Source organism: Amycolatopsis sp. NPDC003865 (assembly GCF_053605345.1).
In genome coordinates this window covers 1-14,047 of the sequence record NZ_JBSGJA010000005.1, presented here as the reverse complement: position 1 = coordinate 14,047, position 14,047 = coordinate 1, and the positions used below count along the sequence as shown (strand labels likewise).

The 14,047-nt window shown below is 74.2% G+C and carries 5 protein-coding genes; 4 read left to right on the top strand and 1 reads right to left on the bottom strand.

The annotated features are described in order from the left end of the window. Positions 1-139 precede the first annotated feature (139 nt). Complete coding sequence (locus tag ACWEVP_RS14105; RefSeq protein ID WP_452062955.1) at positions 140-1,360, top strand: macrolide family glycosyltransferase; 1,221 nt, start codon at positions 140-142, stop codon at positions 1,358-1,360. Continuing rightward, entirely contained in the window at positions 1,357-11,553 is a 10,197-nt protein-coding gene (locus ACWEVP_RS14100; protein ID WP_452062954.1) for an SDR family NAD(P)-dependent oxidoreductase, read from the top strand. The genes ACWEVP_RS14105 and ACWEVP_RS14100 overlap by 4 nt, the downstream gene beginning before the upstream one ends. Positions 11,554-11,627: 74 nt before the next feature. On the opposite strand, the gene ACWEVP_RS14095 is transcribed toward ACWEVP_RS14100, so the two are convergent. After that, positions 11,628-11,843, bottom strand: coding sequence for a hypothetical protein (locus ACWEVP_RS14095; RefSeq protein ID WP_452062953.1), 216 nt, complete (start codon positions 11,841-11,843; stop codon positions 11,628-11,630). A 271-nt stretch (positions 11,844-12,114) separates the two neighbouring features. On the opposite strand from ACWEVP_RS14095, the gene ACWEVP_RS14090 reads away from it, so the two are divergent. Both ACWEVP_RS14090 and ACWEVP_RS14085 read left to right on the top strand, forming a co-directional pair. Beyond that, positions 12,115-13,086, top strand: coding sequence for an ABC transporter ATP-binding protein (locus tag ACWEVP_RS14090; RefSeq protein WP_452062952.1), 972 nt, complete (start codon positions 12,115-12,117; stop codon positions 13,084-13,086). Position 13,087: 1 nt separating this feature from the next. Continuing rightward, positions 13,088-13,918, top strand: coding sequence for an ABC transporter permease subunit (locus ACWEVP_RS14085; RefSeq protein ID WP_452062951.1), 831 nt, complete (start codon positions 13,088-13,090; stop codon positions 13,916-13,918). The last annotated feature ends 129 nt before the right edge of the window (positions 13,919-14,047 follow it).

Sequence of the window (14,047 nt, the reverse complement as noted above, 5' to 3'; positions counted from 1 at the left end):
CGGGATGTCCTAGTTCTAGCCGGGGAAATCTAGGAGGAATGCTGGTCTTCGGGCGGCTGGCGCGGGGACACTAGGCGATTCACCGGTTTTCCTGTGCAGCCGCCGGGGGCGGGCCGCGCGCCGACCTAGGGTGGCCGCCGTGGACGTCTCCGGCGGGCATGTCGCCTTCTTCGGTTTCCCTGGCTTCGGTCACCTCCGGCCGACGCTGCCGGTCGTGCGCGAGCTGCTCGCGCGCGGGCACGAAGTGTCTTATGTGGTCGCCGAGCGGTTCGCCGGTGTGGTGGCCGAAACCGGCGCGACGGTGCTGACCTACCCGTCGGCGTTCCCGGAGTCGATGCCGGACGTGCACACCGCCGACGACCTCGCCACCGTGCTCGCGCACTACCTCGACGAGGCCTACGCCCCGCTCGCCACCGCGTGGCCGGCGTTCGCGGACCGCCCGGTGGACCTGGTGGTCGAGGACGTGCTGAGCACCGACGTCGGCGGTCTCGTCGCGCGGCGCGCCGGCTGCGGTGTCGTCCGGCTGTTCGCCGGGTTCGGCGGCAACGACGAGGTCCCGCTCAACGGCAGCGAAGCCGACCTCGATGGCCCGCCGCTCGACCCCGGGCACCCGGCGCTGGCAGCGTGCGGCGAGCGCATCACCGCGCTGCTCGCGCAGTTCGGCCTCGACACCCCGCCGAGCTTCCCGCCCGGTGGCGGGGAAGTCGTGGCGAACCTGGTGTTCGTGCCCCGGGCGTTCCAGCCACGCGCGGAGTGCTTCGGCGACGAATTCGTGTTCGTCGGCCCGACCGGTGACGACGGCCCCGCGCACGACGGCTGGGCCCCGCCCGGCGAGGACGTCCCCGTCGTGCTCGTGTCGCTGGGCACCTCGTCCAACAGCAACCCCGGGTTCTTCACCGCCTGCGGGCGGGCCTTCGCGGGCACCGGCTGGCGGGTCGTGATGACGACCGCGGGCCACGTCGGCGACGACGTCGCGGCGGCCATGCCGGACAACGTCGAGCTGCACTCCTGGCTCGACCACCGCGCGGTCCTCCCGCACACCGACGTCGTCGTCTGCCAGGCCGGGACGGGGTCCCTGATGGACGCCTTCGGCCACGGCGTCCCGGTGGTCGCCGTGCCGCAGCGCCCGGAGGCGCGGGTGACGGCGGCGCAGGTCGAGCGGCTGGGACTGGGCCGCGCGCTGCTCGAAGACGTGACCGGCGCCGCCGTGCGCGACGCCGTGCTGGCCGTCGCCGCCGACGCGGCCATGGCCAGGGAAGTCGCGCGGATGCGGGACGCGATCAAGGCTGCCGGCGGCGCGAAACGGGCGGCGGACGTGCTCGAACGCGCCGTGCGGGCCGGCGATGGGGAAAAGGCATGAGCGACGACGACAAGCTGCGCGGGTACCTCAAGAAGGTCACCGCGGACCTGTACCGGACGCGCGAGCGGCTGCGCGACGCCGAGGACCGCGAACACGAGCCGATCGCGATCGTGGCGATGAGCTGCCGCTACCCCGGCGGCGTCCGCTCGCCGGAAGACCTCTGGGACCTGGTGGCTTCGGGCCGCGACGCCATCTCGGGGTTCCCCGTCAACCGCGGCTGGGACCTCGACGCGCTCTACGACCCGGACCCCGATCGCGCCGGGACGTGCTACACCCGCCACGGCGGGTTCCTGCACGACGCGGACCGGTTCGATCCGGAGTTCTTCGGCATCTCCCCGCGTGAGGCGCAGACGATCGACCCGCAGCAGCGGCTCCTGCTCGAAACGGCGTGGGAGGCGTTCGAGCGGGGCGGGATCGACCCGGTGTCGCTGCGCGGCAGCAGCACGGGCGTGTTCGCCGGGGTCATGTACAACGACTACGCGACGCGGCTGACCGGCCTGCCCGCGAGCCTCGAAGGCTATGTGGGCAACGGAAGCGCCGCCAGCATCGCGTCCGGCCGCGTGGCCTACACCTTCGGCCTGGAAGGCCCGGCGGTCACGGTGGACACGGCGTGCTCGTCGTCGCTGGTCGCGGTGCACTGGGCCGCGCAGGCCCTGCGGCGCGGGGACTGCTCGCTGGCGCTGGCCGGCGGCGTCGCGGTGATGTCGACGCCGGTGACGTTCATCGGGTTCAGCCGCCAGCGCGGGCTCTCGCCGGACGGCCGGTGCCGCTCCTACGCCGACGCCGCCGACGGCACCGGCTGGGGCGAGGGCGCGGGTTTCCTGTTGCTGGAACGGCTTTCCGACGCGCGCCGCAACGGCCACCCGGTGCTCGCGGTGGTGCGCGGCTCGGCGGTCAACTCCGACGGCGCGAGCAGCGGGCTGACCGCGCCGAACGGGCCGTCGCAGCAGCGGGTCATCCGTGCCGCGCTCGCCGACGCCGGACTGTCCGCCGCGGACGTCGACGTCGTCGAGGGCCACGGCACCGGGACCACACTGGGCGACCCGATCGAAGCGCAGGCGCTGCTGGCGACCTACGGCCGCGAACGCGCGGGCGCCGAGCCGCTGTGGCTGGGTTCGGCGAAGTCGAACATCGGGCACACGCAGGCCGCGGCCGGCGTCGGCGGGATCATCAAGATGGTCATGGCCCTGCGCAACGAGGTCCTGCCGCGCACGCTGCACGCGGAGACGCCGACGTCCAAAGTGGACTGGGACGCGGGCGGGGTCCGGTTGCTGCAGGAGGCCGTCGCGTGGCCGGCGGGGGAGCGGCCGCGGCGCGCCGGGGTTTCGTCCTTCGGCGTGAGCGGGACCAACGCGCACACGATCCTCGAGCAGGCGCCCGAGCTTTCGGTTGCTGCCGCCGAACCGGGCGTGCCGGGGCTGGTCCCGGTGGTTCTCTCGGGCAAGAGCCCCGAGGCGGTGCGCGCGCAGGCGGAGCGGCTGCTGTCGCGTGTGGACGGTCTGCGGCCGGTCGACGTCGGCTACTCGCTGGCCACCACGCGGACCGCGTTCGAGCACCGCGCGGTCGTCGTCGCTTCGACCGCCGAGGAACTGCGGGACGGCTTGGCCGAGCCCGCGATCGGCGAAACCGTTCCGGGGAAGACGGCTTACGTGTTCCCGGGCCAGGGGGCGCAGCAGCCGGGCATGGGCCGCGAGCTGTACGCCGCGTTCCCCGCGTTCGCGCAAGCCTTCGACGAGGTCTGCGCGGGGTTCACCGGGCTGCGGGACCTGGTCTTCGGCGGCGGCGAGCTGGACCGCACCGAAGTGGCGCAGCCCGCGCTGTTCGCCGTGGAGGTCGCGCTGTACCGGCTCCTGGAGTCGTGGGGCCTGACCCCGGACTTCGTCATGGGCCACTCCATCGGCGAGCTGGCCGCCGCGCACGTCGCCGGGGTGTTCGACCTGCCGGACGCGTGCCGGCTGGTCGCCGCGCGGGCGCGGCTCATGCAGTCGGTTCCGGTGGCCGGGGCGATGGCGTCGGTGCGGGCCACGGAGGACGAGGTGCGGCCGCTGCTGCGCGACGGCGTGGCCGTCGCGGCGGTCAACGGGCCCGGAGCCGTGGTCGTCTCCGGCGACGTCGACGCCGTCGAGGAGATCGCCGCGCGGTTCCCCGGTTCGAAGCGGCTGCGCGTCAGCCACGCGTTCCACTCACCGCACATGGACGCCGTCCTGGGCGAGTTCCGCGCGGTCGCTTCGACGATCTCCTACGCGCCGCCGAAGATCCCGGTGGTGTCCAATGTGACCGGTGAACCCGCCGACGTCGCCTCGGCGGAGTACTGGACCGGGCACATCCGCGCCACCGTCCGGTTCCACGAGGGGATGCGCTGGCTCGCGGCCAACCGCGTGACGCGGTTCGTGACCCCCGGCCCCGGCGGCACCGTCGCCGCGATGGCCGGCGACTGCGTGGACGCCCTGGTGGTGCCGGTCCTGCGCCGCGACCGCGACGAGGTGCGCACGTTCACCGAAGCCGTCGGGAAGCTGCACATGGCCGGGTTCAGCCCGGACTGGAACGCCGTGTTCGCCGGCCGCGGGGCGCGGGTGGTGGACCTGCCGACGTACCCCTTCCAACGGGAACGCTACTGGCTGGACGGGCAGCGCGCGGTCAAGCCGGGCGGCGCGCTGTACCGGGTGGCACGGGTCCCCGCGACCGGTGGCGATCCGGCGGTCGACTGGCACGAGCTGGGCGCCGAGGTGCCGCCGGTGGTCTGCTTCCGGTGCGAGGCCGAGGACGACGTCGTCCCGGCCGCGCACCGGCTGGCGCGGGAAGCCTTGGAAGTGCTGCAGGCGTGGCTGTCCGATGATCGGTACACCCGGTCGAAGCTGGTCTTCGTCACGCGGGGCGTGACCGGGGCCGCGGTGCGGGGCCTGGTCCGGTCCGCGCAGGCCGAGCACCCCGGCCGGTTCGTCCTGGCGGACGTCGACGGCGAGCTGCCGGAATCGTTCGTCACGGAGGAACCGGAAGCCACCTATGCCGGTGGTGCGGTCACCGTGCCGCGGCTGGTGGAGTCCACTTCGGACGGGTCGGTCCGGCTCGGCGGGACGGTGCTCGTCACCGGCGGCGCCGGGTCGCTCGGGAGTGAGCTGGCCCGGCACCTGGTCCGCGCGCACGACGTGCGGCGGCTCGTCCTGGTGAGCCGCCGGGGGCCGGCCGCGCCGGGCGCGGCGGAACTCCGAGCCGAGCTGACGGCCGAAGGCGCCGACGTCGTGCTCGCCGCCTGCGATGTCGCCGACCGGGAAGCCTTGGCCGAGTTGCTCGGCGAGGTCGGCCCGCTCGACGCCGTGGTGCACGCGGCCGGGGTGCTCGACGACGGGGTCGTCTCCTCGCTCACGCCGGAGCGGCTGGCGGCGGTGCTGCGCCCCAAGCTCGACGCGGCCTGGAACCTGCACGAACTCACCGAAGGCCTGTCGGCCTTCGTGCTGTTCTCGTCGGCCGCCGGGGTCCTCGGCGGGGCCGGGCAGGGCAACTACGCGGCGGCCAACGCGTTCCTCGACGCGCTCGCCGAGCACCGGCGAGAGCTGGGGTTGCCGGCGGTGTCGCTGGCGTGGGGCCCCTGGGTACCCGAGGGTGGGATGACCGGGCGGCTCGCGGAGGCGGAGGTGGCCCGCATGCGCCAGGGCGGCGTGCGGCCGCTGGCGGTGCGCGACGCGTTGGCCCTGTTCGACCGCGCCCTCGCCGGGCCGGAGGCGCTGGTCCTGCCGATCGACCTCGACCCCGGGCGGCTGGCCCCCCGGCCGCTGCTCGCCGGGCTCGCCGGTGATTCCGCCCTCGTGCGGTCCGGCTCGCGCGGCGAGCTCGCCAGTGGTTCCGCCACCGCGGGCGCCGGCTTCCCGGACCTGCTCGCGGGCCTCCCGGAAGCCGACCGGCCCGCCGCCGCGCTGGACTTGGTCCGCGCTCAGGTCGCCGCGGTGCTCGGCCACGCCGCCGCCGCCGTGCGCGCGGACCGGCCGTTCGCCGACCTGGGGTTCGACTCGCTGACCGCGGTCGAGCTGCGCAACGCCCTCGGCCGCGAGACCGGCCTGACCCTGCCGTCCACCCTCGTCTTCGACCACCCGACGCCGCGTGCCCTCGCCGACCACCTGCTCGGCGAGGTCGATCCCGGGGCCGCGGGGCCGACCGGCGGCCGACCGCGTGCGCTCGGCGCGGCCGACCGGAAGCCGACCGGGCTCACCGGCCCGAGCACCGGTGAGCCGATCGGCGTCGTCGCCATGAGCTGCCGGTTCCCCGGCGGCGTCAGCACGCCCGAGCAGCTCTGGGAGCTCCTCGAGGCCGGCCGGGACGTCATCTCGCCGTTCCCCGGCGACCGCGGCTGGGACCTCGACCGCCTCTACCACCCGGACCCCGACCACCCCGGCACCTGCTACACCCGCGAAGGCGGTTTCCTCGCCGACGCGGCCGGGTTCGACCCGGAGTTCTTCGAAGTCTCACCGCGCGAGGCCGTCGCCATGGACCCGCAGCAACGGTTGCTGCTGGAGACCGCCTGGGAGGCCTTCGAACGCGCCGGGATCGACCCGGTGGCCCTGCGCGGCAGCCGCACGGGCGTCTTCGCCGGGACGAACGGCCAGGACTACCCGGCCCTGCTGCGCGACTCGGCCGACGACGTCGCCGGGCACCTCGGCACCGGCAACGCGGCGAGCGTCCTGTCCGGCCGCGTCTCCTACACCTTCGGGCTCGAAGGCCCGGCCGTCACCGTCGACACGGCGTGCTCGTCGTCGCTGGTCGCGCTGCACCTCGCCGCGCAGTCGCTGCGGGCCGGCGAATGCTCGCTGGCGCTGGCCGGCGGCGTCACCGTGATGGCCACCCCCGCCGGGTTCGTCGAGTTCAGCAGGCAGCGCGGGCTGGCCGAAGACGGCCGCTGCAAGGCCTTCTCCGCCGCCGCCGACGGCACCGGCTGGTCGGAGGGCGCCGGAATCCTGCTGCTGGAACGGCTTTCCGACGCGGAGCGCAACGGCCGCCGGATCCTGGCCGTGCTGCGCGGCTCGGCCGTGAACCAGGACGGGTCGAGCAACGGCCTCACCGCCCCGAACGGCCCGTCGCAGCAGCGGGTCATCCGCGCCGCGCTCGCCGACGCCGGGCTCGAACCGTCCGATGTGGACGCCGTGGAAGCGCACGGCACCGGCACCCGGCTCGGCGACCCGATCGAAGCCCAGGCACTGCTCGCCACCTACGGGCAGGACCGCGAGCGTCCGCTGTGGCTCGGCGCGGTCAAGTCGAACCTCGGTCACACCCAGGCCGCCGCCGGTGTCGCCGGGGTGATCAAGACGGTCCTGGCGCTGAACCACGAGGTGCTGCCGCGCACCCTGCACGCCGACGTCCCTTCGGAGCGCGTCGACTGGACCGCCGGGCACGTCCGGCTGCTGACCGAACCGGTCGCCTGGCCCGCCGCCGGGCGCCCGCGCCGGGCCGCGGTGTCCGCGTTCGGCTTCAGCGGTACCAACGCCCACGCCGTGCTGGAAGAAGCGCCGGCCGCGGAAAGGTCCATCGCGGACAAGTCGGTCGTGAAGCTCTGGCCGCTGTCCGGCCACACCGAAGCGGCGTTGTCCGCGCAGGCCGCCGCCCTGCTTCCGGTGGCCGAACAAGGAACCGCCGGCATCGGCGCCGCGCTGGCCGCCCGGACGGCGTTCGACCACCGGGCCGTCGTGGCGGCCCCCGACCAGGCCACCGCCGTGCGGAACCTCCGCCTGCTGGCCGAGGGCGGCGAGGGCGTCGTGCGCGGCCGCGTCACCGGCGAAGGCCGCTCGGCGTTCCTGTTCACCGGCCAGGGCGCCCAGCGCGCGGGCATGGGACTCGCGCTGCGCGAGGAGTTCCCGGTGTTCGCCGACGCCTTCGACGCGGCCTGCGCACGGTTCGACCTCCCGCTGCACGAGGTGATCGCCGAGGGCGGCGAGCGGCTCGGCCAGACGCGCTTCGCCCAGCCCGCGCTGTTCGCGGTCGAGGTCGCGCTGTTCCGCCTGCTGGAGTCGTGGGGCCTGACCCCGGACTTCGTCATGGGCCACTCGATCGGCGAACTCGCGGCCGCCCACGTGGCCGGGGTGCTGAGCCTCGACGACGCCTGCACGCTGGTCGCCGCGCGCGGCCGGCTCATGCAGGAACTCCCCGCGACGGGTGCGATGGTGGCCGTGCGAGCGACGGAGGACGAGGTCCGGCCGCTGCTCACGGCGTTGGTGGACATCGCCGCCGTCAACGGGCCGGCGTCGGTCGTCGTGTCCGGTGTGGAGGAAGACGTCCTCGGCATCGCGGCGCACTTCACGCGGCTGGGCCGGGAGACCAAGCGGCTGCGCACCAGCCACGCGTTCCACTCCCCGCTGATGGACCCGATGCTCGCGCGGTTCCGCGAGGTCGCCCACGGACTGTCCTACCGGGACCCGCGGATCGGGCTGGTGCCGGCCGCCACCGATCCCGAGCACTGGGTCCGCCACGTGCGGGAGACCGTCCGGTTCGCCGACGGTGTCGCCTCGCTGGCGGCCCGGGGGGTCACCCGGTTCGTCGAGCTGGGGCCGGACGCGGTGCTTTCGGCCATGGTCGGCGACTGCGTCGAAGACGAAGTGTTCGTCACCGCGACCCAGCGGCGGAACCGGCCGGACGTCGAGACCCTCCTGACCGCGGTGGCCGAGGCCCACGTGCACGGCTTCTCCCCGGACTGGACCGCGCTGCACGCGGGCGGCGCCCGGGCCGACCTGCCCACCTACCCGTTCCAGCGCCGCCGTTTCTGGCCCGCCGGGGGGCGGCCCGGTGACGTCGCGACCGCCGGGCTGGCCGCCAGCCAGCACCCGTTCCTCGGCGCGACGGCCGAGCTGGCCGGGTCCGCGGGCGTGCTCGGCACCGGCCGGCTTTCGCTGCGCACCCACCCCTGGCTGGCCGGCCACGGCATCGGCGGTTCGGTGCTCTTCCCCGGGACGGCGTTCGTCGACCTCGCCGTCGACGCCGGCGACCGCGCCGGCTGCCCGCAGGTCGAGGAGCTGACCCTCGGGGCGCCGCTGGCGCTGCCCGCGACCGGCGGCGTGCGGCTGCAGGTCCTGACCGGCGCCCCGGACGAGTCCGGGGCGTGCTCGCTGACCATCCACTCACGCCCCGAGGACGCGGCGCCCGACAGCCCGTGGACGCTGCACGCGAGCGGCGTGCTGACGCCGGCGGTCCCGGCGCGCGGCGACGACCTCACGACGTGGCCACCCGCCGGCGCGGAACTCCTCGAAACCGAAGGGCTCTACGACCGGCTCGCGGACAGCGGCTTCGCCTACGGTCCGGTCTTCCGGGGGCTGCGGCGGGCCTGGCGGCACGGCGAGGACGTCTACGCCGAAGCCGAACTGCCCGAAGACGTGGACGTGTCGGCGTTCGGGCTGCACCCGGCGCTGCTCGACGCGGTCCTGCACGCGGCGGCGTTCCTGCCGTTCGCGCCCGCCCCGCACGGCAGGCTGCCGTTCTCCTGGCGCGGGGTGTCGCTGCACGCCGAAGGGGCGCGCGGCCTGCGCGTGCGGCTCACCAAGACCGGCGCCGAGTCACTCGCGATCACCGTCGCCGACTTCGCCGGCCGGGCCGTGGCCACTGTGGACTCCTTGACACTGCGGGAGTTCTCCCCGGATCAGCCGGCAGCCCGCCCGGACGCGCTCTACCGGCTGACCTGGCCCGCGCACGAGGGCGACCTCGCGGATCCGACGTGGACAGTCGCCGCCTCGCTCGCCGACGTCACCGAGGTCCCGGACGTCGTCGTGCTGCCGTTCGCGGCGCGGCCGGTGCACGACGCGCTGGCCCTCGTCCAGGCGTGGCTCGCCGGAGACCGGTTCGCCGAGGCGAAACTGGCGCTGCTCACCTCGGGCGCGGTCGTCGCCGAAGACGGCGACGGGCCGCCCGATCCCGCGCTCGCCGCGGTCTGGGGCCTGGTGCGCTCGGCGCAGTCGGAGCACCCCGGCCGGTTCGTGCTGGTCGACTCCGACGGCTCGGCCGATCCCGCGGCCGCGCTGGCGACGGGGGAGAACCAGGTCGCCCTGCGCGCCGGCACGGCCAGGGTGGCGCGGCTGGCCAAGGAAACCGACGCGCTCACCGTCCCCGCCGGGCCGTGGCGGCTCGACATCGCCGAGCGCGGCACCCTCGACGGGCTGACCGTCGTGCCCTGCCCCGAGTTCGCCGGACCGGTGGCGCCGGGCGCGGTGCGGATCGCCGTGCGTGCCGCCGGCGTGAACTTCCGCGACGTTCTCAACACCCTCGGCATGTACCCGGGCCCGGCGACTTCGCCGGGGCTGGAGGCCGCCGGGGTCGTCACGGCGGTCGGCGCCGGCGTCACCCGCTTCGCGCCCGGCGACCGGGTGATGGGCCTGTTCGGCGGCGCGTTCGGGCCGGTGGCCGAGGTCGACGAGCGCATGGTCTGCCCGCTGCCCGCCGGGCTCTCGTTCGCGCAGGGCGCGTCGGTGCCGGTGGTGTTCCTGACCGCGCTCTACGCCCTGACCGACCTGGGCGACCTGCGGCCCGGCGAGAGCGTCCTGGTGCACGCGGCGGCGGGCGGCGTCGGCATGGCCGCGGTGCAGCTCGCACGGCTGCTCGGCGCGGACGTCTACGGCACCGCGAGCACCGGCAAGCAGGACACGCTGCGGGCGGGCGGCCTGGCGGACGACCACATCGCCTCCTCGCGGACCCTGGACTTCGAGGCCGCGTTCCGCGCGGCGACCGGCGGACGCGGCGTCGACGTCGTGCTCGACTCCCTGTCCGGGGATTTCGTGGACGCGTCGCTGCGGCTGCTGCCGCGCGGCGGCCGGTTCCTCGAGATGGGCAAGACCGACGTCCGCGACCCGGCGACGGTCGCGGCCGCGCACCCCGGCGTCCGGTACCAGGCGTTCGACCTGGTCGAGGCCGGGTACGACCGGATCCGCGAGCTGTTCGACCGGCTGCTGGCCTGGTTCGCCGACGGCGCGCTGACGCCGGTGCCGGTCACCGCGTGGGACGTCCGGCGCGCGCCCGCCGCGTTCCGGCACGTGAGCCAGGCCAAGCACGTCGGCAAGGTCGTGCTGACCGTGCCCGCGCCACTCGATCCCGACGGCACCGTGCTGATCACCGGCGGCACCGGCGGGCTCGGGCGGCTGCTGGCCCGGCACCTCGCGGCGTCCGGCGTCCGGCACCTGCTGCTGACGAGCCGTCGCGGCCCGGGGGCCGATGGCGTCCCCGAGCTGTGCGCCGAGCTGGCCGCGCTCGGGACCGAGGCAGCCGTGGTCGCGTGTGACGCGGCGGACCGGGAGGCGCTGGCGAAGCTCCTGGCCGGGGTGCGGCTGACCGCGGTGGTGCACGCGGCGGGGGTGCTCGACGACGGGCTCGTCGAAGCGCTTTCGGAGGACCGGCTGGACACCGTCCTGCGGCCGAAGGCGGTGGCCGCGGCCAACCTGGACGAGCTGACCCGCGACCACGACCTGTCCGCGTTCGTCCTGTTCTCTTCGGCGGCGGGTGTGCTCGGCGCGCCCGGGCAGGCCAGCTACGCCGCCGCAAACGCTTTCCTGGACGGGCTGGCCCGGCGACGGCGTTCGGCGGGACTGCCCGCGCTGGCGCTGGCGTGGGGCCCGTGGCTCCCGGCCGGCGGCATGACGGCCGGGCTCTCCGACGCCGACGTGCGCCGGATGGCGCGGTCCGGGCTGCCGCCGCTGCCCGCGGACCAGGGACTGGCGCTGTTCGACGCGGCGCTGGACGCCCCCGACGCGGTGCTGGTGCCGATGCTGGTGGACCCGCGCGCGCTGGGCCCCGACGTCCCCGAGCAGCTGCGCGGACTGGTCCGGACCACGATCCGGCGCCGTGCGGCCGAGGGCGACCACGGCCGGCGGGAGCGGCTGGCGGGGATGTCCGCCGAGGACCGGCGGCAGGCGCTGCTGGACCTGGTGTGCGCGCAGGTGGCCGCGGTGCTGGGCCACGGCGGCGTCGTCGACCCGGCCCGGGTGTTCAAGGAGCTGGGCTTCGACTCGCTGACGGCGGTGGAGCTGCGCAACCGGCTGACCGCGGCGACGGGCGTCCGCCTGCCGGCCACGCTGATCTTCGACTACCCGACCCCGGCCGCGCTGGCCGGGTGCCTCGGCGAAGAACTGTTCCCGGAGTCCGAAGTGGACGACGCCGGGGAGAGCGCCGACGACCTGAGCGAGCTGGACGTCGACGACCTGGTGCGGCTGGCTCTCGGCGCCGACGAAGGCTGAAACGCGAAACGGCCGTCCTGGTGACCCCCCGACCGGGACACCAGGACGGCCGCGAAGCCCGTCCGGAAGTGCTTTCAGGAAATGAAGAAACGGCGCCGTCCGGCGGCCGTCGTCTTGCGGGACGCCGCGCTGCGGACGAAGAACGCCACCCCCGCCAGGATCGTCACCGCGCCGCCGATCACGCCGATGGTGTGCTCGCCCGCGTTGAGGATGATCGCGATCCCGCCCGCGACCAGGATCAGCCCCATGACGAGGGAAACGAACGGGCGGCCGCCTTGTTCTTTGGCCATGGGAAACTCCTCGGTGACACTCGACGGATGATTGCCTGTGATCGATTCAAGCACAGCGAAAACTGCGTTGTGAGTCCTCGAAAGTCGTCATTCGACCATCGAAAGTTGACGTTTCCCCGAGTTGCCGGCCCACCCGCGTGCTGGGAAGATCACGCCGGTACGGGGGTTGCAACTTTGGTTGCGGTGAGAAGCCACCTTGTGCCGTAGCACGACGGCCGTGGCAACCGGTTCACTTGACCCAGGCACACAGGATCGGATACGGAGCGGGCGCTTGATCACAGCACGAGACCTGACGAAACGGTACGGCGACACGACGGCCGTGCACGGGCTGTCGTTCGACATCAAGCCCGGCGTCGTGACCGGCTTCCTCGGCCCCAACGGCGCGGGCAAGTCGACCACCATGCGGATGATCCTCGGCCTGGACGCCCCCAGCGGCGGCTCGGTCACCGTCAACGGCAAGGCCTACCGCGACCTGCCCGCGCCGATGCGCGAGGTCGGCGCGCTGCTGGACGCCAAGGCCGTCCACGGCGCGCGCACCGCCTACCGGCACCTGCAGTGGGTGGCCCAGGCCGGCGGCATCCCCCGCAAGCGCGTCGACGAGGTGCTCGACACCGTCGGCCTCGGCGACGTCGCCGGCAAGAAGGTCGGCAACTTCTCCCTCGGCATGTACCAGCGGCTCGGCATCGCGACGGCGTTGCTCGGCGACCCGCCGACGCTGCTGTTCGACGAGCCGGTCAACGGCCTCGACCCCGAGGGCATCTACTGGATCCGGACGCTGATGCAGGACCTCGCCGCCGAGGGGCGGACGGTCTTCGTGTCCAGCCACCTGATGAACGAGATGGAAGAGACCGCCGAGCACGTCATCGTGATCGGCCGCGGCGAGCTGATCGCCGACATGCCGATCACCGACTTCACCCAGCGCAGCGCGCGCAGCCACGTCCACGTCGTCTCGCCGAGCGCGACCGAGCTCGCCGAAGCCCTCGAACGCGCGGGCGCCAAGGTGACGAAGCTGGACGACGGCTCGCTCAACGTCGTCGGCCTGGACGCGCCGGAGATCGGCGACCTCGCGCTGGAGCGCCGGCTCGGGCTGCACGAGCTCACGCCGGTGCGCGCCAGCCTCGAGGCCGCGTTCATGGACCTCACCAAGGACAGCGTGCAGTACCGGTCGCACAGCGGCGCGGCGCCGGCGGAGGAGAAGGTGCTCGAGACCGTGCGGGCGCTCGCGTCGGAAGGGACGGACTGACATGACGACCGCAACCGCACTGCCCGCCGCGAAGACTTCGCCGGGCATCACCAACACGCTCGCCGCCGAGTGGACCAAGCTCAAGTCGGTCCGCTCGACCTGGGTCGTCGTCATCTTCGCGGCCGTCGTCAGCGTCGGGTTCTCCGTGCTGTTCAGCTTCCTGACCGAGCAGGACTACCAGAACCTGCCCGCCGGCCAGACGGCCGACTTCGACTCGGCGGGCACCGCCATGGTCGGGATGAACCTCGGGCTCATCCTCATCTCGGTGCTGGGCGTGCTGGCGGTGTCCGGCGAGTACTCGACCGGGATGATGCGCCTGACCCTGGCGATCACGCCGCACCGCGGCCGGGTCCTGATTTCGAAGGCCGTGGTCGTCGGGCTGCTGGCGTTCGTGCTCGGGACGGTGTTCGCCGCGGCGGCGTTCTTCATCGGCCAGCTGGTGCTCGGCATCAACCCGAACATCCCGACCCTGGGCCTCGGCGGCCCGGGCGTGGTGCGCAGCCTGCTCGGCTGGGGCGCGGAGTTCGCGGCGTTCGCGCTGCTGGCCCTGTCGTTCGGCGTGATGATGCGCAGCGCGGCGGGCGCGATCGCGACGGCGATCGGCTTCATCTTCGCCCCGGCGATCCTGGGCGCGCTGCTGCCGGCGTGGGTCCAGCGCGACATCCTGGCGTACTTCCCGGCGTCGGCCGCGGAGCAGCTGAGCACGGCCCAGCTCAAGACGGACTCGGCGACCTACCTCGGTCCGCTGACCGGCGGCGGGACGCTGCTGACGTGGGTCGCGGTGGCGCTGGTGGTCGCGTTCTCCCTGATGGGCAAGCGCGACTCCGGCTGAGGCAGGCAGTCTCCCGCACCCCGGTCGTGAGTGAGAAACAGGGTTTTTTAAAGTGTTATAAATAAAGAACGACTTGGGGGTGGGTGGGGGGGGGGTGGGAAGAAGGGGGTGGTGGGGGGGGGGGTTGGT

Coding starts and splice junctions, on each gene's coding strand:
- ACWEVP_RS14100 (WP_452062954.1), top strand. CDS start 1,357: ATGAGCGACGACGACAAGCTGCGCGGGTACCTCAAGAAGGTCACCGCG.
- ACWEVP_RS14095 (WP_452062953.1), bottom strand. CDS start 11,843: ATGGCCAAAGAACAAGGCGGCCGCCCGTTCGTTTCCCTCGTCATGGGG.
- ACWEVP_RS14085 (WP_452062951.1), top strand. CDS start 13,088: ATGACGACCGCAACCGCACTGCCCGCCGCGAAGACTTCGCCGGGCATC.